General features: G+C 64.7%; 27 protein-coding genes. 12 read left to right on the plus strand and 15 right to left on the minus strand.

All coding sequences use genetic code 11. The features are described 5' to 3' along the window. Positions 1-126 precede the first annotated feature (126 nt). The gene (locus tag AC3ENJ_RS02600; protein WP_431812960.1) at positions 127-1,023 is read left to right on the plus strand and encodes a PAC2 family protein; all 897 of its coding nucleotides are present in this window, start codon (positions 127-129) and stop codon (positions 1,021-1,023) included. An 18-nt stretch (positions 1,024-1,041) separates the two neighbouring features. Here the strand turns inward: AC3ENJ_RS02600 and mshC are convergent, their stop codons facing one another. The 3 genes from mshC to AC3ENJ_RS02615 all read right to left on the minus strand — a co-directional run bounded on the left by mshC (position 1,042) and on the right by AC3ENJ_RS02615 (position 3,722). Continuing rightward, the gene (gene mshC / locus AC3ENJ_RS02605; RefSeq protein WP_190780490.1) at positions 1,042-2,349 is read right to left on the minus strand and encodes a cysteine--1-D-myo-inosityl 2-amino-2-deoxy-alpha-D-glucopyranoside ligase; all 1,308 of its coding nucleotides are present in this window, start codon (positions 2,347-2,349) and stop codon (positions 1,042-1,044) included. Positions 2,350-2,437: 88 nt separating this feature from the next. After that, the gene (locus AC3ENJ_RS02610; RefSeq protein WP_431812961.1) at positions 2,438-3,271 is read right to left on the minus strand and encodes an undecaprenyl-diphosphate phosphatase; all 834 of its coding nucleotides are present in this window, start codon (positions 3,269-3,271) and stop codon (positions 2,438-2,440) included. 115 nt (positions 3,272-3,386) lie between these two features. Continuing rightward, positions 3,387-3,722, minus strand: coding sequence for a hypothetical protein (locus AC3ENJ_RS02615; protein ID WP_431812962.1), 336 nt, complete (start codon positions 3,720-3,722; stop codon positions 3,387-3,389). 39 nt (positions 3,723-3,761) lie between these two features. Between AC3ENJ_RS02615 and AC3ENJ_RS02620 the strand changes: the two genes are divergently transcribed. Further along, positions 3,762-4,007, plus strand: a complete 246-nt coding sequence (locus tag AC3ENJ_RS02620) for a DUF5703 family protein (RefSeq protein ID WP_431812963.1) — start codon at positions 3,762-3,764, stop codon at positions 4,005-4,007. A 98-nt stretch (positions 4,008-4,105) separates the two neighbouring features. On the opposite strand, the gene AC3ENJ_RS02625 is transcribed toward AC3ENJ_RS02620, so the two are convergent. The 3 genes from AC3ENJ_RS02625 to AC3ENJ_RS02635 are packed head-to-tail and all read right to left on the minus strand — an operon-like array spanning position 4,106 to position 7,559. Next, positions 4,106-5,284, minus strand: a complete 1,179-nt coding sequence (locus AC3ENJ_RS02625) for an acyl-CoA dehydrogenase family protein (RefSeq protein ID WP_431812964.1) — start codon at positions 5,282-5,284, stop codon at positions 4,106-4,108. 22 nt (positions 5,285-5,306) lie between these two features. Next, positions 5,307-6,221 carry a hypothetical protein gene (locus AC3ENJ_RS02630; RefSeq protein ID WP_431812965.1) on the minus strand — a complete coding sequence of 305 codons (915 nt, stop codon included), beginning with the start codon at positions 6,219-6,221 and terminating at the stop codon, positions 5,307-5,309. A 9-nt stretch (positions 6,222-6,230) separates the two neighbouring features. Next, a complete protein-coding gene (locus AC3ENJ_RS02635) occupies positions 6,231-7,559 on the minus strand; it encodes a M20/M25/M40 family metallo-hydrolase (RefSeq protein ID WP_431812966.1) in 1,329 nt (442 codons plus the stop codon). A 238-nt stretch (positions 7,560-7,797) separates the two neighbouring features. Here AC3ENJ_RS02635 and AC3ENJ_RS02640 point away from each other — a divergent pair, with 238 nt between their 5' ends. Together AC3ENJ_RS02640 and AC3ENJ_RS02645 are read left to right on the plus strand one after the other, a co-directional pair. Then, on the plus strand, positions 7,798-8,094 hold the full coding sequence (locus AC3ENJ_RS02640) for a hypothetical protein (RefSeq protein ID WP_431812967.1): 297 nt from the start codon (positions 7,798-7,800) through the stop codon (positions 8,092-8,094). Between the two features lie 112 nt (positions 8,095-8,206). Further along, a complete protein-coding gene (locus tag AC3ENJ_RS02645) occupies positions 8,207-8,713 on the plus strand; it encodes a GNAT family N-acetyltransferase (protein ID WP_431812968.1) in 507 nt (168 codons plus the stop codon). A gap of 9 nt (positions 8,714-8,722) precedes the next feature. On the opposite strand, the gene AC3ENJ_RS02650 is transcribed toward AC3ENJ_RS02645, so the two are convergent. The 5 genes from AC3ENJ_RS02650 to nrdF all read right to left on the minus strand — a co-directional run bounded on the left by AC3ENJ_RS02650 (position 8,723) and on the right by nrdF (position 12,479). Beyond that, positions 8,723-9,160: a pyridoxamine 5'-phosphate oxidase family protein gene (locus tag AC3ENJ_RS02650; protein ID WP_431812969.1), complete on the minus strand. Its 438-nt coding sequence runs from the start codon at positions 9,158-9,160 to the stop codon at positions 8,723-8,725. Between the two features lie 92 nt (positions 9,161-9,252). Continuing rightward, entirely contained in the window at positions 9,253-10,074 is an 822-nt protein-coding gene (locus AC3ENJ_RS02655) for an SOS response-associated peptidase (protein ID WP_431812970.1), read from the minus strand. A 9-nt stretch (positions 10,075-10,083) separates the two neighbouring features. Then, positions 10,084-10,803: a lipoate--protein ligase family protein gene (locus AC3ENJ_RS02660; protein WP_431812971.1), complete on the minus strand. Its 720-nt coding sequence runs from the start codon at positions 10,801-10,803 to the stop codon at positions 10,084-10,086. Positions 10,804-10,864: 61 nt separating this feature from the next. Next, positions 10,865-11,326, minus strand: a complete 462-nt coding sequence (locus tag AC3ENJ_RS02665; protein ID WP_431812972.1) for a hypothetical protein — start codon at positions 11,324-11,326, stop codon at positions 10,865-10,867. Between the two features lie 172 nt (positions 11,327-11,498). Next, a complete protein-coding gene (nrdF, locus tag AC3ENJ_RS02670; protein ID WP_431812973.1) occupies positions 11,499-12,479 on the minus strand; it encodes a class 1b ribonucleoside-diphosphate reductase subunit beta in 981 nt (326 codons plus the stop codon). 196 nt (positions 12,480-12,675) lie between these two features. Here nrdF and AC3ENJ_RS02675 point away from each other — a divergent pair, with 196 nt between their 5' ends. Further along, positions 12,676-12,864: an antitoxin gene (locus AC3ENJ_RS02675; RefSeq protein ID WP_431812974.1), complete on the plus strand. Its 189-nt coding sequence runs from the start codon at positions 12,676-12,678 to the stop codon at positions 12,862-12,864. An 86-nt stretch (positions 12,865-12,950) separates the two neighbouring features. Here AC3ENJ_RS02675 and zapE read toward each other — a convergent pair whose 3' ends face one another. Continuing rightward, on the minus strand, positions 12,951-14,000 hold the full coding sequence (gene zapE, locus AC3ENJ_RS02680; protein ID WP_431813142.1) for a cell division protein ZapE: 1,050 nt from the start codon (positions 13,998-14,000) through the stop codon (positions 12,951-12,953). A gap of 260 nt (positions 14,001-14,260) precedes the next feature. On the opposite strand from zapE, the gene AC3ENJ_RS02685 reads away from it, so the two are divergent. Genes AC3ENJ_RS02685 through AC3ENJ_RS02695 form a run of 3 tightly spaced genes read left to right on the plus strand, consistent with a single transcriptional unit; the run spans position 14,261 to position 16,133 of the window. Beyond that, positions 14,261-15,169: a sulfurtransferase gene (locus tag AC3ENJ_RS02685; RefSeq protein WP_431812975.1), complete on the plus strand. Its 909-nt coding sequence runs from the start codon at positions 14,261-14,263 to the stop codon at positions 15,167-15,169. After that, a complete protein-coding gene (locus AC3ENJ_RS02690) occupies positions 15,166-15,627 on the plus strand; it encodes a SufE family protein (RefSeq protein ID WP_190780504.1) in 462 nt (153 codons plus the stop codon). The genes AC3ENJ_RS02685 and AC3ENJ_RS02690 overlap by 4 nt, the downstream gene beginning before the upstream one ends. Positions 15,628-15,629: 2 nt before the next feature. Next, complete coding sequence (locus AC3ENJ_RS02695) at positions 15,630-16,133, plus strand: aminoacyl-tRNA deacylase (RefSeq protein ID WP_431812976.1); 504 nt, start codon at positions 15,630-15,632, stop codon at positions 16,131-16,133. On the opposite strand, the gene AC3ENJ_RS02700 is transcribed toward AC3ENJ_RS02695, so the two are convergent. Beyond that, complete coding sequence (locus AC3ENJ_RS02700) at positions 16,093-17,349, minus strand: alpha/beta hydrolase family protein (protein ID WP_431812977.1); 1,257 nt, start codon at positions 17,347-17,349, stop codon at positions 16,093-16,095. The two genes, AC3ENJ_RS02695 and AC3ENJ_RS02700, sit on opposite strands and share 41 nt — an antisense overlap. Positions 17,350-17,461: 112 nt before the next feature. On the opposite strand from AC3ENJ_RS02700, the gene msrB reads away from it, so the two are divergent. From msrB to AC3ENJ_RS02715, 3 genes are all read left to right on the plus strand, one after another. Continuing rightward, positions 17,462-17,905 (plus strand): peptide-methionine (R)-S-oxide reductase MsrB, encoded by a 444-nt coding sequence (gene msrB / locus AC3ENJ_RS02705; protein ID WP_190780507.1) that lies wholly within the window; start codon positions 17,462-17,464, stop codon positions 17,903-17,905. Between the two features lie 119 nt (positions 17,906-18,024). After that, entirely contained in the window at positions 18,025-18,630 is a 606-nt protein-coding gene (locus tag AC3ENJ_RS02710; protein ID WP_431812978.1) for a DUF3000 domain-containing protein, read from the plus strand. Positions 18,631-18,715: 85 nt separating this feature from the next. Beyond that, positions 18,716-20,047 carry an HRDC domain-containing protein gene (locus AC3ENJ_RS02715; protein WP_431812979.1) on the plus strand — a complete coding sequence of 444 codons (1,332 nt, stop codon included), beginning with the start codon at positions 18,716-18,718 and terminating at the stop codon, positions 20,045-20,047. A 62-nt stretch (positions 20,048-20,109) separates the two neighbouring features. On the opposite strand, the gene AC3ENJ_RS02720 is transcribed toward AC3ENJ_RS02715, so the two are convergent. Continuing rightward, on the minus strand, positions 20,110-20,520 hold the full coding sequence (locus AC3ENJ_RS02720; protein ID WP_431812980.1) for a hypothetical protein: 411 nt from the start codon (positions 20,518-20,520) through the stop codon (positions 20,110-20,112). A 174-nt stretch (positions 20,521-20,694) separates the two neighbouring features. Between AC3ENJ_RS02720 and AC3ENJ_RS02725 the strand changes: the two genes are divergently transcribed. Then, on the plus strand, positions 20,695-21,159 hold the full coding sequence (locus AC3ENJ_RS02725) for a QcrA and Rieske domain-containing protein (protein WP_431812981.1): 465 nt from the start codon (positions 20,695-20,697) through the stop codon (positions 21,157-21,159). Between the two features lie 40 nt (positions 21,160-21,199). On the opposite strand, the gene dxs is transcribed toward AC3ENJ_RS02725, so the two are convergent. Then, a complete protein-coding gene (gene dxs, locus AC3ENJ_RS02730) occupies positions 21,200-23,212 on the minus strand; it encodes a 1-deoxy-D-xylulose-5-phosphate synthase (RefSeq protein WP_431812982.1) in 2,013 nt (670 codons plus the stop codon). Positions 23,213-23,386 lie beyond the last annotated feature (174 nt).

Genomic DNA, 23,386 nt, shown 5'->3' on the forward strand with positions numbered 1-23,386 from the left:
GCGCGGTGGGGCGAGGGGAGTTCAGCGCGCGTTCACAATGCATGCGCCCATGTTAAACGGGTCACCGGTGAAACGGCTGAATCCGGGCTCGTGGTACTGCGTCCGCCCGCGCCGTACAGTGGAACGGTGAGCACCTTTGACGAGAAGAATTCGCACCCCGGGGTCGGCCCCTTCGGGGTGGTTCGCGACGGCACCGAGACGGACAAAGTGACCGTGTTGATCGCCGCGTTCGAAGGTTGGAACGACGCCGGCGACGCCGCAACCGACGCCCTCAAACTCATGAGTGAGCACTACGGTGCGCGCGAGGTCTTCGAGGTCTCCCCGGATGATTTCTACGATTACCAATATTCCCGGCCCATCGTCCGTCGGGGAGCCAGCGGGGAGCCCAAGCTGCAGTGGCCCACCACCAAACTGTCCAAGGCCTCTGTCCCCGGCACCAATCTGGACCTGGTACTGCTGCACGGCTGGGAACCGTCCTACAAGTGGCGCACCTTCACGGCGGAGTTACTCGAACAGGCCACCACCCTGGACGTCGACTTCGTGATCATGATCGGGGCGTTATTGGCCGACGTGCCCCACACGCGGCCGATTCCGGTGACCCTGACCTCGGACACCGAGGAACTGCGCGACGAACTCAACATCGAAGCGCCCCAGTACGAGGGCCCCACGGGCATCGTGGGTGTCCTCTCGCACATGGCCGCGCTCGCGGGCTTCCCCACGGTCAGCATGTGGGCGGCGGTGCCGCACTACGTGGCCCAGTCGCCCTCGCCCAAGGCGGAGCTCGCTCTGTTGCGGCAGTTGGAGGAACTGCTGGGCATCTCGCTGCCGGTGGATCCGATCGTGGAGGACTCGGAGGCCTGGGAACGCGGCGTCAATGAGCTCGCCGAAGAGGATCCCGAGGTCGCGGCGTACGTTCGGCAGCTGGAAGAAGCCAAGGACACCGTGGATCTGCCCGAGGCCACCGGTGACGCCATTGCCCGTGAGTTCGAGCGTTATTTGCGACGCCGCGACGACCGCGGGTAGCGCGCTGACTCCGTGTGATTACAGCACGACTCCCAGCCGGGACTCGATGAGGTCGACGGCCAGCTGACGGTCCCGCGAGGACGCATCGGTACCGCGAGCAGCGGCCCCACCCAGGTTCCGAGCCGCCCACGCATCCACGGCAACCAATGCGGCGGGCGCATTGAGGTCATCGGCCAGGGCCGCGCGCACGGCCTCGAGCAGCGCCTCGGCACCGGCGGTCTCCGGCTTGGCCGCGGCCGCACGCCACGTGGCCAGTCGCCGCTCGGCCTGGGTCAGCAGATCATCGGTCCAGAACCAATCGGTGCGGTAATGATTGGCCAGGATGGCCAACCGGATCGCCGAGGGGTCCACGCCGCGTTCTCGGAGTTTGGAGACCAGCACCAGGTTGCCCTTGGACTTGGACATCTTCTCGCCGTCCAGACCGACCATGGACGTGTGCACGAAATGCTCGGCCATGGGCTGGCCCGAGAGCGCGTAAGAATGGCCCGCACCCATGTCGTGATGCGGGAACGCCAGGTCGGAACCGCCGCCCTGGACCGTGAACGGAGTGGGCAGGTACTTGAGGGAAATCAGCGAACACTCGATGTGCCAACCGGGGCGCCCTGCACCCAGTGATGCGCCGTCCCACGCGGGCTCTCCCGGGCGGTTGACGCGCCACAGCAAGGGATCGAGCACGTTGTTCTTGCCGTCGCGTTCGGGGTCTCCGCCGCGTTCGGCGAACAACGGGAGCATCTCGTCGCGGCTCAGCCCGCACACGTCACCGACCACCCACGCATCGGGATCGGTCTCTTTCAGTTGCCCGGCGGCGTCGACGTCGAAATAAACGTCCCCGTCGGGTTGCTCGTTGCCGTCCTTGTCCACACCGCCGGGAACGCGGTAGGCCAGACCACGATCAATGAGGCTTTCGACCGCGGGCACAATCCATTCCACGGATTCCGTGGCCCCCACGTAGTGGGCCGGCGGAATCACGTTCAGCGCACTCATGTCCGTCCGGAACAAATCGGTTTGTTCTTTGGCGAGGTCACGCCAGTCCACGCCCGTGGCCTCGGCGCGCTCGAGCAGCGGGTCGTCCACGTCGGTGACGTTCTGGACGTACGTGACGTGCTGGGCGGCGTCGTTCCAGGCGCGATGCAACAGGTCGAAGGCCACGTACGTGGCGGCGTGGCCCATGTGGGTGGCGTCGTAGGGTGTGATACCGCAGACGTACAGACCCGCCTCGTGCTCGGACGGAAGCTGCACCTTTCGCTGCTGCCGCGAGTCGTACACCGACGGCGTGGGGGCTGTTCCGGGCAATTCGGGAACGGGACGTGCGGACCAGGACTTCATACTCACCTTTTGTTCACGGACAGGGGTCACTCAAGTTGTCAACGGGTGCCCCCGGTACCCTATTCCCCCGGGTCCGGCGGCGCGGTTATCAGGCGCTGATCATGCCGGTGCCCAGCAGCACGAAGATTCCGGCGCCCAATAGGATCCGGTACCACACGAACAGGTTGTAGCTGCGCTCGGAGATGTAGCGCATGAACCAACCAATGATGATGTACCCGACCACGAACGCGATACCCGCTGCTACCAGTGTCTGCGCCATGGAGTACACGCTCTCAGGTTCCTGTCCCGTCATGGCCTTGTACAGCTTGTACAGCCCGGAGGCGAAAACGGCGGGAATGGCCAGCAGGAAGGCGTAGCGGGCGGCGGCCGCGCGGGTGTACCCCATGAGCAGACCGGCCGTGATGGTGCCACCCGATCGGGAGACACCCGGAATTAAGGCGAGCGCCTGCGCGAGACCGTAGCCGACGGCGTGTTTGACGGTCAGATCCTCCAGCACGCGTTCCTGCTTACCCACGTGATCCGCAATGGCCAGGAACAAACCGAAGATCACCAGCATGGACGCGGTGATCCACAGTGAACGGAACTGGCTGTCGATGTAGTCCTCGAGCAGCAGCCCCAGGATCGCAATCGGCAGGGAGCCCAGGATGATGAACCACCCCATGCGGGCGTCGGGGTCTTTGCGGGAGACCTTCCCGAGCAGCGACAACGACCATTGCTTGATGATCCGCACAATGTCTCGCCAGAAGAAGATCACCACCGCCGTCTCGGTGCCCAGTTGGGTGATGGCCGTGAAGGCGGCACCGGGATCCGCGCTGTTGGGGAGGAACTCACCCATGATGCGCAGATGTGCGGAGGAGGATACGGGCAAGAATTCAGTCAGGCCCTGGACAATTCCCAGAATGATTGCTTCGATCCAGTTCACGCGACAACTGTACGGCACCCGGGCCTGTGAAACGGGTGTGCAAAGGGCCCACGTGTTCCATCACACGTGAGCCCTTGCCCGCTCGCTCGGTGGGCACGCGGCCCCCTCATTCGATCTAGCGGCGCGCGGAATCCGAGGAGTCATCGTCCTCGTCGTAGTCGTCTTCGTCCACGAGGTCTTCGTCCATCATCTCGTTGTCTTCGAGCAAGTCCTCGTCGTCATCATCGTCATCATCCGAGTCGCTCTCGTCCTCGGCGAACACGGTGAGGGGGGTGACTTCGTCGTAGGCCTCGTACAGGGCCTCTTCGTAAGCGTCGAAGGCGTCAGCGATCGAGAGGTACGCCCCGTCCACGGCGGGGTCGTTGTCCGAACGTCGATTTGCGGCGGCGGCCAGGTGTTCTTCGAACGCGTTGACCAGAGTTTGCAGGGCGGCGCGAGGATCATTGCTCATGGGGTAGACGTTAGTCGTTATCGAGGCAGAATGGGAGCAATGAAAGAACAACGTTTGTCCAAGATCGGCTCTGCTGCCCCCCACCCGGTGGCCAGCAGGGATGACAGGTACGAGTACCTCAGGCTGACCGTGACCCCCCGTGAACACATCGCGGATGCGCGCGCCAGGGTGCGGGAGCACGCAGAGTACGGGAAATGGGAACTGATGCGTTCGGTGGTGCTGTACGGCGGAGCCCGCCGCTACGTGATGCGGCGTCGGATCACGCGGGTGACGCGCACATTCTAACCGATCCGGGGCTTCGCCGGTGACCCCGCCGGCCCGTTGCGGTGTTACCACCCCGGCGTTCGGCCGCGGTCGTCACGGCTGCCGGTAGCCACCGCGTGTCAGTCCGTGGGGAGCGGACCGAGCAGGGACTTGGCCGTGGCGGCGTGCACCGATTCGTTGTCCGAGGGGTGGTACATCCCGGCCAGGACATCACGGTAGAGCCGTTCCAGCTCGCTCCCCCGGCGGAACTGCGAACCGCCGGTGGAACGCAGTGCCAGATCCACGACCTGCCGCGCGGTTTCCGTGGCACGGTGCTTGAGTCCGGAGAACAGGATGAACCAGCGACCACCGTGCTGGACCTCCCTATCGGAGCCCACCGCGTCCATGTCGGAGCTCACCTGACGCAGTTGCAGTTCCACGCCGTCACGCAGGATCCCGGCCTCGGCAATGTGCCACCGGATATCGGGGTCCGAGGCGTAACTGGCACCGCGCGCATGTGACATCCGTGTGCCGCTGATCTCCACGGCCACCTGGATCGCCCGGTCCGCGATCCCCGTGTACACGGCCGCGAGCAACAACTCGAAACAACCGAAAATGCCCCACACTACGGGATCCGGCGACGGGCCCACGGGAATTTCGGTGAGAATGCGCTCGGGCGCCAGCACCGCGCCGTCGAGCACCGTGGTGCACGACTGGGAAGCGCGCATCCCCAACGCATCCCAATCCTGTTTGATCTCGAGCCCCCGCGCACCGCGTTCGAGTATGCCGAAAACCAACGCGTCCGAAGCGTCGGATGCGCGATCGGTGCGCCGGGCATGCACGAGCAATCTGGTCCACGCGGGGGAAAGCGACGTGAAGATCTTGGTGCCCTGCAACCTCAGCCCGCTCTCGACGGGTTCGGCCGCCGAGGTGGCGTCGAAGAGCACCGAGTCGTTACCTGCCTCGGAAATGCCGAAGGCGAATACTTCACCGGCCACGACGTCCTCGAAGATCCCGCGGGCACGCGCGTCCCCGCGTTGCCACAGCGTGCGCGCAACGCCCACGATCACGTGGTGCATGTTGATCCCCAGGGCGGTCGCCGGTGCCGCCGCGGCCAAGCGGCGTTGGGCCATGGCGGCGTCCTGCAGGGAAAACCCCAGGCCCCCGAACTCTTGGGGCACCAACAACCTGAGGTAGCCCACATCACGCAAGTCCGCGAAGTCCTCCGCGAAGAATTCGTTGCGTTCGTCATACCCTGCCGCGCGGTCACGGAACGTCTCGAGCATGTGGTCCGGAAGTAGGTCATGAATGGTGCTCACGTGTGTCTCCTTGACGTTGTTCTCAGCGCAGCGGATCCGCGGCGTCAAAGGTGCGCGCAATGCGATGGGTTGCGAAGAACGCCTCGTAGCTCTTGTTGCCGTACACCCCGATGCGCGAGAAGGATGCGGGGACGCTGGGATCCTTGTACCACCCGTCCGTGACATTGGGCCTCATGATGTCCAAGTTGGGTCGGGTTTCCCCGTTGATCCGCAACTGTTGCCAGGCATCGCCGGTATTGAGCCACATTTCCACCCAGCCACCGTTACTGGCGTATGCGTACTTGTAAGCCTGAATAACGCCCACCCACTGTCCGGTGGGGATCCGCGCCTCGGTGCCCAGCAGCCGGGGCTCGTCCCCCATGCGGAACATCAGTCCGCCGTCGGGGTGCTTGACCAGCATGATCCCTAGAAATGACGGGCCGTTGGACGGAGGCCCATAACCACCGGTGTACAACGTGATCCACGTTTGCTCGGTGAAGTCGTCATCAAGGACATAGAACGAGAATCCGTTGAAGTACACGTCATTGTCATTACCGTGCGCCGCCGCCTTGATGATGGGCTCGGTCTCCACCATGGAACGGGGGAACTCGTTGCCCAGCGTCAATTCCGGCAGCGAGGTGAATCGTGCCACTTGGCGTCCACCACCCACGGGGTCCGGGACCAAGTGGTAACCCAGCCCCTCCCGGTTGTCCTCAGGAATCAGTTTGGCGTAGCCACTCAGTCCACGCTCATTGATGTTCGCGTCGAACAACCGGTCCGCCGCCAGGTCCTGCTCGGCGGGTTCATCCTCGACCCACCGAGGGATCTGCGTGGCGACACCCGCCGCCGTGGCCGCCGCAACCACTCCTGCGACCGTGATAATCGCTCGGCGGCGCGTGAGACCACTGCGCTGGTCCTCCCCCGAAACAGCCTCGGTCTTTTCCGTACTCTCCCCCACGAATAACTCCTAGTAGTTGGTCAACAAACGATGCAGAACGCGCGAACCGAATTCCAGTGATGCCACCGGCACTCGTTCGTCCACGCCGTGGAACATGCCCGTGAAATCCAATTCCTCCGGCAACCGCAGCGGTACGAAGCCGTAGCCGGTGATCCCCAGGCGGGACAGGGACTTGTTGTCCGTGCCGCCGCCCAGCATGTAGGGCAGCACCACGGCCTCGGGGTCTTCCGCCTTGAGTGAGTCCACCATGGCATCCACCACGTTTCCCGAAAAAGGCACTTCCAGTCCAATGTCTTCGAACTCGGCCTCGAAGGTGATGCCCTCCCCCGCGAGTTCCCGCAACTTGTCCATGACGATCTCGCGCTGCTCCGGAAGGTAGCGCACGTCAATGGTGCCCTGGGCCGTCCCGGGAATCACGTTGGTCTTGTACCCGGCGTCCAACATGGTGGGGTTGGCGGTGGTTTGCAGGGTGGAACCCACAAAGCGCGCCACGTGCCCGAGTTCGTCAAGCAGCCGCTTGGGATTGTCCGGGTCGAACTCTACCCCGGTCAGTCCGGTGACCTCATCCAGGAAGGCCCGGGTGGTCTTGGTCAATTCAATGGGCCACGTGTACTCACCGATAGTGGCCATGGCCCGGGACAACCGGGTCACGGCGTTGTTCTCGTGCAGCCCGGAACCGTGGCCCGCCTCTCCCTTGGCCATCATGTTGAGCCACATCAGGCCCTTTTCCGCGGTTTGCAGCAGGTAGGCGCGCTGACCGCCGATGGTGGCCGAGTAGCCACCCACTTCGCTGAGGGCATCGGTGACACCGTCGAAAAGTTCGGGGTGGTTCTGGACGACCCACTTGGAGCCGTAGCTCATCCCGGCCTCTTCGTCCGCGAAGAAACCGAACACGATGTCGCGCTTGGGTCGTTCCCCGGTGCGGGCCATGTGGCGCATGACCGAGAGCATCATGGCGTCCATGTCTTTCATGTCCACGGCGCCGCGACCCCAGATCATGTCGTCCTTGACCTCACCCGCGAACGGATCGACCGACCATTCATCGGCCAGTGCCGGAACCACGTCCAGGTGACCGTGCACCAGGAGCGCGTCCGCGGAAGGATCGGCCCCCTCGATGCGCGTAAACACATTGGCTCGTTCCGGTGCCGATTCGAAGTACTGCGGTTCCAACCCCACCTCGCTGATCAGACCCGCAATGTACTCACCGGCGGCCCGTTCGCCCTTGGCATTGCCCCGGGCGTAGTTGGTGGTGTCGAAACGAATGAGTTCTTGGCAGATCTCGGCGGTTTCGAGTTCGGGGACTGACTGCCCCGAGGCCGTGGAATCTGGTGTCGACATCGTGTCTCCTTCTCCTGGGATCGTCCGGGTGGAACCACCCGACTCGTCGTCCGTGTGCCTTCAACGGTAGTCCCCGCGGCCCTCCAGTAGCACTCGAGCGGCAACGACGAACCGGGTCGTCCAAATGTTGGTCAGTGCTCGGGCACGCCGGCAACTCATTCCAATTCGCCTCTACTTCGCAGTAGTATCAGCGTTAATTGCTTTGAGATTCCCCCCGAATCCCCCCCCCAAAGGTCTCATGCTGCACGATTCAATGCTTCCGCATTCCCCCCGCCATTTTCCGCACGACGAGCTGCCCCAAGTCGATATTCGCGCGGTCGCCTTTCATCGTTGGCGCACCCTCAAATGGCAAGTGTTCTTTGTCGAACCCCATTCCGGTTGCCCTCGGCAAGGTCGCGCCCGCACCTTCGAGGCCGCAGTGCAACTGGCCAGGACGTGGTCCCTGGACTACCGGGCCGAGCAGTACGGCGGCAGCACGTTCGCGGCGGACTCACCACGGATCGCCCTCTGTCCCTGGGACGTCCGTAAAGATTAGTCAACATTTCGGGGGGTGATGATGCCGGAGTGATCGCCGCCTCCGTGTTCTCCGTTACTCTGGTGGAACGAACGCCAGGCCGCACCGGCCCTTGACCCATACGGAGGCCAAGATGAGTGGAACCATCACCCTGATCGCCCAAACGTCGGAGACAAAGAGCACTAACCCGGTGCCCAGTCGACAGGTGACCGCGGAGGACATCCCGGCGCTGTCCAAACTTTTCTTTGAGGCCTACGCGTCAACGACCGCCGCCATGTCGCAAGAGGACGCCGGGGAGATCATCCAGGGTGTCTTCGACAGCGAGTACGGCCCGTTCTTGCCGGATGCCTCGCCGGTGGTCGAGGACGACAACGGCCAAGTTATCGCCGCCGCGATGGTGCTGGAACGGCGCAAAGGCGACGACCTGCCCGCGGCTCCCTACTTGTTCGAGCTGTTCACGGCTTCGTCCCACCGGCGCCGCGGGCTCGCGGAACAGTTGGTCCGCGAAGCCATGACCAAGCTGTACAACCAGGGCTACGAAGAGGTCTGCTTGCGGATCGCGGAGGACAACTCCGCAGCCCTGGCGCTGTATCTGACGCTGGACTTCAACCGGTGGATTCCGGACAGCGACGATCTCTGACGTGAGGGGTCAGAATTCCAGTTCACGCTGCGCGGGAGGCATTTCTCGGGTGTCCGTGTAACTGGCCCAGCGGACGGTGACCTCGAGCAAACGCATGTTCTCGGGGTCATTCGTCTCCGTGGCGCCGGGATGCTGGGCGGAGAGGACCTCTGCCGCCTCCTGCGTCTCGTCCAACACGGCCGCCTCACCCTCGAGCTGGACTTCCTCGGCGTCGTCGTGGACGACCACCATGGAAACCCGGGGGTCGGAGGTGATGTTGGTGAACTTGCGGGACAGGGCATTGGTTCCCAGAATGATGCGTCCGAAGTCGTTGACGGCCACGTGCACGTAGGCGGATTCGGGATAACCGGTCCCGCTGTTGCTAGCGATCACACCGGCTCCCGCGCGACGCACGAAATCGATCAACCAGCGGCTGTCTTCTGAAATGTTCTTGCCCAGTTCCACCATGACGGCTCCTACCGGATTGTGCCTATACCTGACACCGTCCACTGTAGGTCGCGGCCGCTCCGGTTCCCGGGGCGGCACCCCATCATGCGGTATTAGAGCAGACTGTTAAGCGGCTCCACCAAATGGGGTCCTTGCACGGCCACGGATCCCACGTCGGTGGTGACCGGATGCATGCGCCACTGCGCGGCGACGTCGTAGGCCTCCGAGATGGCCCGAGCCACCACATCGTGCGTGCGCTCCTTGTCCGGTGTGATCCATTCCGGCACCAAGTCGCCGCTCATGCCCATGGGCAGCCGGTTGTGCAAATGACCCAGCGCTGCGAGGTGTTGGTTCTCGTCATCGGGATCGGGTGCCTCGCAGGTCAAGATGGAACACGACAGCAACCACTGGTTTTCGCCCTCTTTGCCCGAGCGGGTCTGGCCCGCACGGGCATCCGCCGAGTGTTCCTCCGGCACCTTCCACCACTCGTAGATACCGGCGAACCAGATCAGCTGCCCCTCCGGCGGGTGCACGAAGTACGGTTGCTTCTTGCCCTTTCCCTTGGCACCACCCGACGAGGCCGCCGGGGCCAGCCACTCGTAGTAACCGTCCGCGGGGATGGCGCAGCGGCGGGACTTGACGGCGGCCCGGAACGAGGGCTTGTCCTGAACCGTTTCAGAGCGCGCATTGAACATCTTGGAGCCCACGGCGATGTCCTTGGCCCACGAAGGCACTAGCCCCCAGCGGGCCGCGTGGAGTTCACGGTGCAGGGTGCCCTCGTCGTCCAGGCGTTCCAGCAGAATGGGCACGGTCTGGGTGGGCGCGGTGTTCCAATTGGCACGCACGTGGTCCCCGGTGAGGGTCTCGTCCACCTCGGCGTCGAATTCCAGGGCGAGCTGGCCCGGGGTCCTGGCAATGACGTAACGGCCGCACATGGGGTGCCCCTAACTGTTCTGAATGGCTCCGTAGCCCATGTACCGGGAGTACATGGTGTAGACCTGCAACAACGCGTCTTCGACCTGCGAAACTGTGGTTCCGGGGCGGACATCATCCACGGCGCCGGCGGTTCCCGGATCCCATTCCACGCCCAACGCCGAGTAGACGTCGGTGAGCACCGAACGAATCGGGTCGGAATGTTCCACCACGATCACACTGGAGAAATACCAAGCGCCGGCCACGACCCGTTGGGCGGTGCCCGCAAGTTTCACCGGCCGGTCCGGGTCCTGGGCGGTGCGCGGCGCGTGGACGCTGTACTCCCCCGCGCAGTATTCGCCGGGGATCTCGCCGACATCGGTGGGAATGTCCAGGTGTTCGAGGGCGGCCACGATCATGTCACCGAACAACCGGTAACGGTCCTGGATTCCGGTCTTGGGGTCCGGATCCGATTCGACGTGGTCCACGATCAGGCACCCGCCGTGATAGGCGGCCGCGCGCCCACCGACCCGGCGCACCAAGGGTGCGAACCCGGCGTCGAGCGCGGACTGCCGTGCGCGGCCGAAGCCCGGGTTGAGTTCGTCGCGGCGACCGAAGGCGACCGTGGGGCGGGGCTGGTAGATCCGCAGGATGGGCCCGGTGTTCGACGACCGAGCGGCGTCGAGAATCGACAGGGAACGGCGGTAGTCCTGCTCGGCACCTAGGGACTCGCGCTGGCGTATGAGTTTCATGCTGCGCCCCACTGTAGTTGCTCGGCCGGGCGCTCACGGTCGACGACGCCGTTGCGTCGCCCTACGCGGCCAAAGCCGCCGTGGATCCGCTGCGCCACCGCGGCGCGAGCCGGTGTTCGTCGGCCCCGATGCCACGGCGAATGGCTCGGACGGTAATATCCGGTTCCAACGGACCGTACGCCTGCGCGGCGGCCGTGGCGGCTGCGAGCAACGCGTAATCGTCCAGGAGTTCGCGCGAGTCCTTCAGGGACAGGATCTTCTCGCGGGGGTCGGCGGTCTGTCTCACGGGCACGAACCGGTGGACGCGATACTGCTCCCGCGCCAGCCGCTTCTTCGCCTTTCGAGACAGGAAGGAGGTGTCGGGGTGGGTCAGGTACCACGCTTGTGCTCCGCGCAGCACACGGGTCAACAGTGAGACGTGGAACTCCGCCACGGTGCCACCACCGTGCATGACGGAACCCAGTGCGGACAGTTCATGGGACGTGAGGGCGGACGGTGTCCGCGGGGAAGTAAACGTCAACATGTCATCCTCTCGACGATCGATAGGTCGAGGCTCGCGATGTGCGTGCCGGTGTGTATCGATCATGCACCGCGATCACTGATAGCGGGTTGAGAGGAGCTGGTCATTAACTGACAAACCCCGCACCCCGACCTGGGAGCCCAGGTGGGTGCGGGGTTCGATCGCGGCCGTGGACTTAGAAGTCCCAGTCCTCATCCTCCGTGTTCACGGCCTTGCCGATCACATAGGAGGAACCGGAGCCGGAGAAGAAGTCGTGGTTCTCGTCCGCGTTCGGGGACAGCGAGGACAGGATGGCCGGGGAGACATCGGTCATTTCCCGCGGGAACAGCGCCTCGTAACCCAGGTTGTTGAGGGCCTTGTTGGCGTTGTAGTGCAGGAACTTCTTGACGTCCTCGCTCCAGCCCACCGTGTCGTAGAGGGATTCGGTGTAGGCGATCTCGTTCTCGTAGAGCTCGTCGAGCAGGTCGTAGGTGTACGCCTTGAGCTCTTCCTGACGCTCAGGGGTCTCCTCGACCAGACCGCGCTGGTACTTGTAGCCGATGTAATAACCGTGCACGGCTTCATCGCGGATGATCAGCCGAATCAGGTCCGCCGTGTTGGTCAGCTTGGCGTGCGAGGAGAAGTACATGGGCAGGTAGAAGCCCGAGTAGAAGAGGAAGGACTCCAGCAGCGTGGAGGCCACCTTCTTTTTCAGCGGGTCATCACCCTTGTAGTACTTGATGATGATCTCTGCCTTGCGCTGCAGGTACGGGTTCTCGCGGGACCAGCGGAAGGCCTCGTCGATTTGCTTCATGGACGACAGCGTCGAGAAGATCGAGGAGTAGGACTTGGCGTGCACCGACTCCATGAACGCGATGTTCGTGTACACCGCTTCCTCGTGCGGGGTCTTGGCGTCCGGAATCAGCGAGACGGCGCCCACGGTGCCCTGAATGGTGTCCAAGAGGGTCAGACCGGTGAAGACCTTCATGGTGAGGTCCTGCTCGTCCTCGGTCAGGGTCTTCCAGGACTGCACGTCGTTGGACAGCGGCACCTTCTCGGGGAGCCAGAAGTTGGAGGTCAAACGATCCCAGACTTCGAGGTCCTTGTCGTCCTGGATGCGGTTCCAGTTGATGGCCTCCGCCGTGTGGCGGAGCAGTTCGACCTTTTCAGCTGTCATGGCGCGCTGGCTCCTTCGCTTGTCCAGAAGAGTCTCGACTGGCATCCTCGGGGGGGCTTCATCACGAACCCGCGCAATGAGTTCAGTCGAACCATTAGAGTAACTCACCCGCCTTGAATTCCGATGAAAGCGCAGGTCATGATGGTCACATCAGCGCCTCGTGCGAGGCGGCTCGAGCGACCGAAAGGAGACCGTCATGGTGGACATCGGAGGACTTGGAGACAAGGCAAAGCAGTTCGCCGAGGACAACCCGGACAAGGTTGACCAGGGCATCGACAAGGCCGGAGACGCCGTGGACGACCGCACCGGCGGCAAGTACGCGGAGCACGTAGACAAGGGCCAGGACGCCGCGCGCAACAAGTTCGGCGGCAATGGCGAGCAATAACAGCTGATAACACGGCGCCCCTCGGAAGAGATTCCGAGGGGCGCCGTGTGCCATGTGGGGAACCTCATCGAGGGCCCCCGCGGAAACTAGGCCCCCTCACCGCCCTCACGAGCGAGCGCGGTCAGCCGGGACACGGCGCGGTAGTACTTCTTCTGGTACCCGCCGGCCATCATCTCCTCGGTGAAGACCTGGTCAAAGGGCGCTCCGGTCGAGAGAATCGGAAGGTCCTTGTCGTACAGGCGGTCGGCCAACACCACGAACCGCAGTGCCACGGCCTGCTGGTCGATGGTGCGCACCCCGCGCCACACGATCGCGTCCAGACCGTCGATCAGCGCGCGGTAGCGGGAGGGGTGCACACGGGACAGATGTTCGATCAGCGCGTCGAAATCGTCGCTCCCCACGGTCTTGCCCGAGAAGGCCTGTTGGGCGGCGGCGTCCAGGGCGGCGTCGTCGGCGAGCGGCTGAGGCGCCTCGGGAAGGCCGCGGTGGCGGTAGTCCTCGCCGTCGATCCGGACCACGTCGAATTGCGAGGACAGCACCTGGATCTCGCGTTGGAAATCCTGGGCCGCAAAGCGACCCTCACCCAGTGAGCCGGGAAGCGTGTTGGAGGTTGCGGCGAGTTTGACCCCGGCATCCGCTAGTTCACGCATCAGCCGGGACATCAGCACGGTGTCCCCCGGGTCGTCGAGTTCGAACTCGTCAATGCACACGAGCTTGTAGTCCTTGAGCGCCTCCACGGTGTGGCGGAAGGTCAGCGCGCCCACCAGGTTCGTGTACTCCACGAACGTGCCGAACGCCTTGGCGCCCGGCACCGCGTGCCACAGGGAGGCCAGGAGGTGGGTCTTGCCCACACCGAAACCACCATCCAGGTAAATGCCCTGGGCGGGCGAGCCCTTCTGAGCGCCTCCCCCGCCGAAGAGCTTGGAGAAGAACCCGTTGCCCGAGGACTGGCCCCCGCCCACACTCGCCGCGAACGCCTTCAGTTTCTCGACCGCCTCCGCCTGCGAGGGCTGGGAAGGATCGGGCCGGTACGTGTCGAAGGAGACCTCTCCGAAGCGCTCGGACGGGCGAAAACCGGCCAGCAAATCCTGGCCGGAAACGCGCGGATTACGCTCCACGAGGTGTTCAATGTGCATGCTCACGTAAGGGGCCTCCCTGCCCGCAGCGTCTCAGCCCGCGACTTCACGGGACGGACACCGGGCGGCATTGATCAGGACGAATGTTGAGCAGATTAACTGCTCCTGCCACGATGCTACCGGTCAGCCCATCGTGAACACGCCCGCTGCAGCCCCCTGTTGCGGCTTTCCCGCATGCATTCACCACGGCGAGCGCACTACCCTGGGAATCAAGCCCCGCGCGCCGTGACGCGCACGTCTACACACGAGGAGTACGCCACATGCCCGTGGAAGCAGAGAACAACCAGGACTTCTCCCAGTACGCCCACCCCGAGCGGCTGGTCTCCACCCAGTGGGTGGCCGACAACGCAGGTAAGCCCGGTGTGGTGGTCGTTGAATCCGACGAGGACGTCTTGTTGTACGAAACCGGTCACATCCCCGGTTCGGTCAAGGTCGACTGGCACACGGACCTCAACGAGCCGGACACCCGGGACTACGTGGACGGCACACAGTTCGCCGATCTGATGTCCCGCAAGGGCATTTCCCGCGACGACACGATTGTGGTCTACGGCGACAAGTCCAACTGGTGGGCCGCCTACGCCCTGTGGGTCTTCACCCTGTTCGGCCACCAGGATGTCCGGCTCATGAACGGCGGCCGTGACAAGTGGGTCGCGGAGGGCCGAGAACTGACCACCGAGACCACGCAGGTCACCCCCACCGACTATCCCGTGGTCGAGCGTGATGATTCCGTGATTCGCGCCTACCGCGAGGACGTCCTGGACAACCTGGGCAAGACCCCGCTCATCGACGTGCGCTCCCCGCAGGAGTACACCGGCGAGCGCACCCACATGCCGGACTACCCCCAGGAGGGCACGTTGCGCGGCGGGCACATCCCCACCGCGGCGTCCGTCCCGTGGGCTCGCGCCGCCGCGGAGGACGCCACGTTCAAGTCCCGTGACGAGCTGGAGACGATTTACCGCGAAGAAGTGGGCCTGTCCCCCGAAGACGCCGTGATCGCGTATTGCCGCATCGGTGAGCGTTCCTCCCACACGTGGTTCGTGCTCACCCACCTGCTGGGCTTCGACAACGTGCGCAATTACGACGGTTCCTGGACCGAATGGGGCAATGCCGTGCGCGTGCCCGTGGCCCAGGGTGAGGCCCGCGGCGAGGCTCCGGAGGGTGCCCGGTGACCACCGAAGCATTGCCCGAACAGGTTCAGGAATTGATTGCGGATTTCGACGCCGTTCCGGAACCCGACAAGCTCCAGCTCCTTCTCGAGTTCTCTCGTTCGCTTCCCGAGCTTCCCGCCCGGTACGGCGAACACCCGGAGGACCTCGAGCAAGTGGTCGAGTGCCAGTCGCCACTGTTCTTGGCCGTGGAACTCGAAGAGGGCGCCGAGGACCCGGGGGTGAACATTTATTTCTCCGCACCGCCGGAGGCCCCCACCACGCGCGGGTTCGCGTCCATCCTGCACGAGGGTTTGGACGGCCTACCCGCCTCCACCGTGCTGGACATCCCCGATGACCTGCCGGAGCGTTTCGGCCTGACCAAGCTGGTGTCCCCGCTGCGGATGCGCGGGATGTCCGCGATGCTGGGCAGGATCAAGCGGCAGGTCCGGGAGCGGCAAGCGGCTCGCGCTGCCGGCTGAGGATGGCCCGGAAACACCCCGGGGCCCGGGCAGCGCACGCCGCGACGGCGGCCCTTGCCGTGCTCGACGCCGCCGGGGTTACCTACACGGCGCTGCCCTACCGGCATGATCCGCGCGCTGTGTCTTTTGGTGCGGAGGCCGCGCGCGAGCTGGGCAGGGACCCAGCGTGCGTGTTCAAGACCATCATGGTCGTCCATGACAAGAACTGGGCCACGGTCATGGTGCCCGTGAGTGCCGCGGTGGATCTCAAGGCCACCGCCCGGGAACTGGGATGGAAGAAGGCGCGTCTCGCAGCGCCGTCGGCGGCCGAAACCCGAACGGGCTACGTGGTGGGCGGCATTTCCCCTTTGGGTCAGAAGGTTCCGTCTCCCGCGTTACTGGACCACTCCGCACGCGAACTCGTGACCGTGCTGGTGTCCGGCGGGCGGCGAGGCCTGGATGTCGAGCTGTCCCCCGCCGATCTGCTCAGGTTGACGGACGGGCGGTACGCACCGCTGGCCGCTTGAGCTTAGTGGGCAGCCACTCGCGCACTGCTCGTTCCCACCGCTTGCGGTCGATGTTCCACTCCTTGGTGTGGCGCGCACCCGCGAAACCCACGAAGTCCACGAACGGGCTGAGGGCGGCCAGGCGTACCGAACCCTCCACCGGAACCACCTCGTCATCGGTGGAGTGCAGTATGAGCGTGGGGGTGGTGATGTCCTCCCACCGCGATAACCAGTCCAGCGCATGCAGGTCCAGGGGCGCGGCCAGCCCCGTGATTTTGGGCCCCAGTCGATGAGAGATCATGTCCGTGGCCATCCGGCCGATACGCCGTGGAATCCTGTGGATCTTGGCCTGGTGCGCGACCAGTTCGAACCAGTCAACCACTGGCCCGTCAAGGACCACCGCGCGCACTTTATGGCGGTACTCGGTGAGCTCCAGGGTGCGGAGCACGATGGCACCGCCCATGGACCATCCGAAGAGCACGATGTCCGTGGCGCCCCGGGACAGGGCGTACGCGATACCGGCCTCAACGTCTTCCCATTCGGTGAAGCCCAGTCCGTAGCGATTGTCCTGCGTGGCCGGTGCTTCTCGGTCGTTGCGGTAGGAGACGATCAGAGTGTGCAGACCGAGTTCTTTGGCAACACGAACTCCCCTGATGCATTCCATGCGCTGCGCACCGCGCCCATGCACCATGACCGCCCACATGCCGTCGTGCCGTGGCCGGTCGGTGTCACCGTCCGCGGGAATGACCCAGGCCGGGGCGGGGCCGAGCTGCGTGTCCACGTCCACCTTCTCGAACGCGAATCCGGCATCCCCCGGGCGTGCGTAGACCGTGCCGGTCCACCAGCCTTTCGTACCCTCGGCAAGTTCGCCGCGGTAGACCCGTTCCACCAACCGGGTGACCGTGCTGTTGTTCTGTCGGACCACGAATCCAATACGCGCCATGCTCTGGCCTTCGTCGAACCGCAGGGCGTAAGTGCCGGCGGCCCGGGTGTCCGTGGTGGCGGGCAATGTGATCAGCTGTTGGCCCGAATTGGGATCCTTCTCGAGCTTCAACACCGTCAGCTTTCCCGCCACTTTGGCCGGCACCACAACTTGCCGGGCGATGATCGCCGCCAAACCGCTGGACAGGGCGAATGTCACGGACGCCGCCCCGATGCTGACCGTGGCACCCACAATGGCACCGTGGCGCCACGACCGGGAGGGAGCGTCTGCGGTGGGAGTCAGAAGGGAAGCCATAGCGTCATTCTGACATGTTCGTCCTGGACGCTCCCGGCGGGCATATTGCAGCCCGGCCCACTGTTGTACACAGTGGCCCGATCCATCATGCCCATCTTGAAACGGAGAAAAGATGTCCGAGAACTCCACCCACGAACCGGTCTCCGCGCGGTCCGCCGCCCGAACCGATGCCCAATGGCGCGAACTGCTGACCCCCACCGAATACCAGGTCTTGCGCCAGGGCGGCACGGAGCGCCCCTACACCGGCGAATACGTGGACACGGAAACCACCGGCGTGTACGAGTGTCGAGCCTGCGGAGCCGAATTGTTCCGGTCCACCACCAAATTCCACTCCCATTGCGGGTGGCCCTCGTTCTACGAGCCCCTGGCCGAGGACCGGGTGCGCTACATCGAGGACACCACCATGGGCATGAAGCGCGTGGAGGTCCGTTGCGCGTCCTGTGATTCCCACTTGGGACATGTTTTCGAAGGAGAAGGTTTCGACACGCCCACCGACCTGCGCTACTGCATCAACTCTGTGTCCATGCGATTGGCGCCGGCCGAGCAGGGCGCCTGATTCTGGGGCAGTTACCGGCCGGTCGGCACAGCGGCCGGCAACTGCCCACGGAAGTCGCGGCAGACTCTCACGGCGTGGCTCCCCTCACCCCGGGCGGCTCACTGGCTAATGTGTGCGTTGTGAGCGCGGTAAGCGAGCTGAACGGCACCCCGGAGGAATTTCGCACGGCAGTGCGAGCTCTCGGTCGTGCACGCACACGCCCGGAAGTTACACTGGCCCGCATCACTCCACCGCGCGGCTTGGCTCCCCACGCGATGTCGATTGCCGCCGAAGTGGGCCGCATTCACCGCCGTACCCTGCGCAGCTACGAACAAACCCAGGCACCCACCACCGGTCGATTCGTGCTGCTCTACGATCCGTCACGGCCCGAACCATGGGGCGGGCCCTTCCGGATCGTCAGTTGGTTCCGGGCCCATATGGACCTGGACATCGGCCGGGACGAGCTGCTCACGGACGTCAGCTGGTCGTGGTTGACCGAGGCGTTGGACACCAGCGGCGCCTTGTACATGTCCGAGGGCGGCACGGCCTCACGCACCCTGGAGAAGGGATTCGGCTCGCTGCGGGAGAACGCGGACAGCGTGGAGATCGAGGTCCGCGCGTCGTGGACTCCGCTGACCCACAACGATCCCCGGAACTGGGCGTGCGCGCACGTGGAAGCCTGGTCGCAATTGTTGTGCACAGCTACGGGACTGCCCCCGTTCAGCGAAGGCGTGACCTATTTGTAGTGGCCCGCACCTACTGATCGGTTCCGTGGCAGTACGGTAGAGACAACAGTTAACGATCCAGTGATCAGGAATATTCATTAACACCGTGAGTGATCAGTCTCCCAGGACGCCGCCCGGACCCCCGGCCACCGAAGTGGTGGTCACGGGGTTCGAGGATTACCACGTCCCCGCAACGGTTCATTTGCACGGGCCTGCCGATGGCATTCCCCGTGTGGTGGACACGGCGCGCGGCTTGGCGCGGGCGGCGGAACAACTCGCGGAAGCCACCGGTCCCGTAGCCATCGACACCGAGCGAGCCTCGGGGTTTCGTTTCGGTCAGCGTGCCTTCCTCGTCCAGATCCGCCGCGAGGGTGCGGGCACCATCTTGATCGACCCGGAAGCCGTGGGATCACTGGCCAGTGTCAACGAGGCCCTCCGCGGCGTCGAATGGGTGCTGCACGCGGCAACTCAGGACATGCCGTGCCTGAGAGATCTGGACATGACCCCTGATCTGCTGTTCGACACCGAACTGGGCGGGCGACTACTGGGGCTGCGGAAGGTCGGCCTGGCGTCCATGACCGAGGAGCTGCTGGGGTTCACACTCTCCAAGGAACACTCCGCCGTTGACTGGTCCAAGCGCCCCTTGCCGCAGGACTGGCTCAACTATGCCGCCCTCGACGTGGAGGTCCTGGTCCAGCTGCGCTGGGCCACCGAAGAGCGACTGCTCGAGGCCGGAAAGCTCGACTGGGCCCGGCAGGAATTCGAGGCCGTCCGCACCGCCCCGGCCCCGCCACCGCGTAAGGACCCGTGGCGGCGCACCCACGGGATCGGTAACGTGCGTGGTCGCCGCAAACTCACCGCGGTGCGCAATCTCTGGACCGCCCGGGAGAACCTCGCCAAACACAAGGATCTCTCCCCCAACAGGCTCCTGCCCGATTCCGCCATCATTGCCGCCGCCAACGCCATGCCCCGCACCGTGCCGCAGTTGTTGGCGACCCCGGGTTTCCACGGTCGCTCGGCATCCCGTGAGGCCCCCCGGTGGCTGGCTGCAGTCCAAGAGGCGCGGCTCACCGATGACCCGGTGCCCCACAATGTGCCCTCGGATGCACTACCCCCCGTGAAGGGTTGGGAGACCAAACGCCCCGAGGCCGCCGCCCGGCTCAAGGCCATCAAACCGGCCGTCGCCGACCATGCAGAGGCCGTGGGGATGCCCACCGAGAATCTGATCACTCCCGAGTTGCTGCGCCGCTTCTGCTGGCAGCCCCCGCGCTCAACCTCGGACGAGGCCGTGGCGCAGCGGCTCGCGGAATTGGGGGTCCGACAGTGGCAGGTCGACCAGGTGGCGCCCGTGATCGGGCACACGTGGCGTGAGCTGCGAGCCCAACGGCGCGCGGAGAAGCACACGGATGACCCGAGCCCCGAGGCAACGAACCAATGACCACCATGACAGTGGCCGCGCACCCGGAAGGGTACGCGGCCACTGTCGGTTGAAGACCTGAATCAGTTCTTCATCTCATCCTGGGTGGGGCCCGGCTCCGCGGCGTCCATGTCCACGTCCTTTTCGGTGGTCACGGGCTTGGGCAGATCCGCGTCCGCGGAGTCCGAACCGACCTTGGACTTCACGGAGGCGGCGCCCTCCTGGGCCTTGTCCTTCACGGTCGAGGCGCCGTCCTGGGCCTTGGCCGACACGGTACCCGCAGCCTTCTGGGCGGTGTCAGCCAGCTTGCCGCCCACCACGGGAACCTCGGCCTTGACCCAGTCGGTGCCCTCGGACACCTTGTCCTGGACCTTGGGGTCGTTCCACGTGTTGATGGCGGTCTCACGCAGGGACTCGTAGCTCTTACGGCCCGACGCGGAACCCACGATAAAACCCACACCGAAACCGGCGACGAAAGCGAGACGCTTGATCATCTTGATTCCTTTCCGTTGGTCGAGGCAGCCATCATGGCACCCCTGTGACTGATACACATCCTACTGACCTTTGTCCTGGCTCACAGTTTTGACGCACGCCACCCGGCCAGTCGCACCACATTGCCGGGGAGCGAATCATAAACTGACAATCGAGCAATCTTCGAGAGGATCCCCGTGAGCACGCAACGACATCAGCCATTCGACACCGCACCTGCCAGCGTTCATCCCACGCGACGCCGCGTGATGGGTGCCGCGGGCCTGGCATCGGTTGCCGCCGTCGGGCTCAGTGCATGTGGTGGTTCCGACACTGCGTCCAGCGACCCGGCCACCCCTCAGGCGCCCACCTCTCCCGTGGACGTTGCTGCCACCTCGGACATTCCGGTGGGGCAGGGCGTGAAAGTCGAGAAGGACGGGCTACAGGCCGTGGTGGGCCAGCCCACCGAAGGCACGTTCACGGCCTTCTCCCCCGTGTGCCCGCACGAAGGATGCCTAGTGAATCCCGCCAACCAGAGTTACGTGTGCCCGTGCCACAGCTCCACGTTCGACATGGCCACCGGGGATGTCCAGGGCGGCCCGGCCGCGAGCGGTCTGGCCGAATATCCGGTGACCGTTCAGGGTGAGCGCATCATCGTGGGTTGAAGACTCACAACCCTGCAGGTCCGAGACCTAGGCCAGCGCGTTAGGTGCCGTCCACCCGGCGCATCCGGCTGGTCTGGGTGGCGCGTAGTTTTTCCTCGTCGGCCGGGCGGGCATAAGGTACCCGTGTGCCGAGGACGGAGGACAGGGTGTTCTGGGCAATGCGCTGAGCGGTGAGACCGGTTTGTTCAAAAATTTGGTCGCGGCTTGCGTGGGCCAGGAATTCCGTGGGCAACCCCACTTCGTTGAGTGCGGTGTCCACGCCGGCCGAGCGCATTTCCTGGCGGATCAAGGACCCGATGCCACCCGCCCGCACGCCGTCCTCGATGACCACCACGATCCGGTGCTGGGCCGCGAGTTCGACCACCGACCTGGCCACCGGCAGCACCCAGCGCGGGTCCACCACCGTGGACGACACGCCGTGGGCGCCCAGCCGTTCGGACACCTCCAGGCTGATGCCGCACATGGCGCCCACACTGACGATCAGCACATCGCGATGGTCTGTCCCCGGTTGCGCCGGGTCCCCGTGACGCACCAGGACGTCCACGCCGTCGGGCAGCCGTTCCAACGCCGGCGACGGCGCTCCCACGGTTCCCTTGGGGTAGCGCACCACCGTGGGCGCATCGTTGACGGCCACCGCTTCGCGCAGTTCCTCGACCATGGTCGCCTCGTCCCGAGGCGCGGCCAGATGAAGTCCGGGAATGATTTGGAGCAGTGCGAGATCCCAAATCCCGTGGTGGCTGGGCCCGTCCGGGCCGGTGACGCCGGCGCGGTCCAGAACCACCGTGACACCTGCCTTGTGCAGGGCCACGTCCATGAGCAGCTGGTCGAAGCCGCGGTTGAGGAACGTCGCGTAGAGGCCGACCACCGGGTGTAAACCGCCGAAGGCCATACCCGCGGCCATGGTCAGCGCATGCTGCTCGGCGATCCCCACGTCCACCACGCGGTCCGGGTAGGCCAGCTGCATCTTCTGCAGGCCCATGGGAATCAGCATGGCGCCGGTGACGCCTACAATTTCCTCGCGTTCATCGGCAATCGCCGCGATCTCGTCGCGGAAGACATGGGTCCAGGTGCGCGATGACGACGTGGCGGTGGGCTTACCGGTGGACGGATCGATGACGGGTACCGAGTGGAACTGGTCGTTCTCGTCCAGCCGCGCGGGGAGGTACCCGTGGCCCTTCTCGGTGATCGCGTGGACGATGACCGGCCCCCCGTAGTTCTTGGCGTTGCTCAGAGCCTGTTCCATGGCATCCAGGTCATGGCCGTCCACCGGACCCACGTATTTCATGCCGAGGTCCTCGAAGATGCCCTGCTGGACCACGACATCCTTGATGCCCTGCTTCATACCGTGCAGACCGCGGTACACCGCCTGACCCAGATGCCCCGACTCCTGCAACAAGCCCTTGACCTTGTCCAAGGTCTGTTCGTAACGACGGTCGGTGCGCATGGCGTCCACGCCCTGCTGCACGCTGGCCTTCAGTTCCTGCAACCTGTTCGCGAAGCCACCCACGGTGGGCGCGTAGGAACGGCCGTTGTCGTTGACCACGATCACGACCTTGCGGTTCTTGTCCGAGGCAATGTTGTTCATGGCCTCCCACGCCATGCCGCCGGTCAGGGCACCATCGCCGATGACGGCCACGGTGTGGCGGTCGTGTTGACCGGTCATTTGGTAACCGCGGGAAATACCGTCGGCCCAGGACAGGGACGACGACGCGTGTGAGGACTCCACGATATCGTGTTCGGACTCACCGCGGTCGGGATAACCGGCAAGACCGCCCTTTTGCCGCAGTGTGGAGAAGTCCTGACGCCCCGTGACGAGCTTGTGCACGTAGGACTGGTGCCCGGTGTCGAAGACGATGGAGTCGCGGGGCGAGTCGAAGACCCTGTGCACGGCCAACGTCAGCTCCACGACACCCAGATTGGGTCCCAGATGTCCCCCGGTGGCGGCCACGTGCGTGATGAGGAACGCACGAATATCCGCAGCCAACTGCTCGAGAGCCGCGTTGTCCAGACCGCGCAGGTCCGACGGGCTCTTGATGGTCTCCAGAAGCGTCATGCGTGCTCTCCGTGCCTTCGACAAATCGGAATGGTGGATGGGGCACCAGTCAACAGCACACTGATGACCTGCCCCGAGGTACCGTTCGATCTTACTCGCCCTAACCGACAGCACTGCACAGGTGCCTGGTTAAACGACCCGGCCGGTGGCCCCCGAAGGGATCACCGGCCGGGT

This window comes from Kocuria sp. cx-455 (genome assembly GCF_057707085.1).

Excerpts from the sequence above, each read along its gene's own strand:
- msrB (WP_190780507.1), top strand. The coding sequence starts at position 17,462 with ATGTCCGAGAACTCCACCCACGAACCGGTCTCCGCGCGGTCCGCCGCC.
- AC3ENJ_RS02660 (WP_431812971.1), bottom strand. The coding sequence starts at position 10,803 with ATGAAACTCATACGCCAGCGCGAGTCCCTAGGTGCCGAGCAGGACTAC.
- AC3ENJ_RS02720 (WP_431812980.1), bottom strand. The coding sequence starts at position 20,520 with ATGATCAAGCGTCTCGCTTTCGTCGCCGGTTTCGGTGTGGGTTTTATC.
- AC3ENJ_RS02695 (WP_431812976.1), top strand. The coding sequence starts at position 15,630 with ATGGCCCGGAAACACCCCGGGGCCCGGGCAGCGCACGCCGCGACGGCG.
- AC3ENJ_RS02655 (WP_431812970.1), bottom strand. The coding sequence starts at position 10,074 with ATGTGCGGCCGTTACGTCATTGCCAGGACCCCGGGCCAGCTCGCCCTG.
- AC3ENJ_RS02700 (WP_431812977.1), bottom strand. The coding sequence starts at position 17,349 with ATGGCTTCCCTTCTGACTCCCACCGCAGACGCTCCCTCCCGGTCGTGG.
- nrdF (WP_431812973.1), bottom strand. The coding sequence starts at position 12,479 with ATGACAGCTGAAAAGGTCGAACTGCTCCGCCACACGGCGGAGGCCATC.
- AC3ENJ_RS02685 (WP_431812975.1), top strand. The coding sequence starts at position 14,261 with ATGCCCGTGGAAGCAGAGAACAACCAGGACTTCTCCCAGTACGCCCAC.
- dxs (WP_431812982.1), bottom strand. The coding sequence starts at position 23,212 with ATGACGCTTCTGGAGACCATCAAGAGCCCGTCGGACCTGCGCGGTCTG.
- AC3ENJ_RS02620 (WP_431812963.1), top strand. The coding sequence starts at position 3,762 with ATGAAAGAACAACGTTTGTCCAAGATCGGCTCTGCTGCCCCCCACCCG.
- AC3ENJ_RS02650 (WP_431812969.1), bottom strand. The coding sequence starts at position 9,160 with ATGGTGGAACTGGGCAAGAACATTTCAGAAGACAGCCGCTGGTTGATC.
- AC3ENJ_RS02665 (WP_431812972.1), bottom strand. The coding sequence starts at position 11,326 with ATGTTGACGTTTACTTCCCCGCGGACACCGTCCGCCCTCACGTCCCAT.
- mshC (WP_190780490.1), bottom strand. The coding sequence starts at position 2,349 with ATGAAGTCCTGGTCCGCACGTCCCGTTCCCGAATTGCCCGGAACAGCC.
- AC3ENJ_RS02615 (WP_431812962.1), bottom strand. The coding sequence starts at position 3,722 with ATGAGCAATGATCCTCGCGCCGCCCTGCAAACTCTGGTCAACGCGTTC.
- AC3ENJ_RS02635 (WP_431812966.1), bottom strand. The coding sequence starts at position 7,559 with ATGTCGACACCAGATTCCACGGCCTCGGGGCAGTCAGTCCCCGAACTC.
- AC3ENJ_RS02640 (WP_431812967.1), top strand. The coding sequence starts at position 7,798 with ATGCTGCACGATTCAATGCTTCCGCATTCCCCCCGCCATTTTCCGCAC.
- zapE (WP_431813142.1), bottom strand. The coding sequence starts at position 14,000 with ATGCACATTGAACACCTCGTGGAGCGTAATCCGCGCGTTTCCGGCCAG.
- AC3ENJ_RS02675 (WP_431812974.1), top strand. The coding sequence starts at position 12,676 with ATGGTGGACATCGGAGGACTTGGAGACAAGGCAAAGCAGTTCGCCGAG.
- AC3ENJ_RS02645 (WP_431812968.1), top strand. The coding sequence starts at position 8,207 with ATGAGTGGAACCATCACCCTGATCGCCCAAACGTCGGAGACAAAGAGC.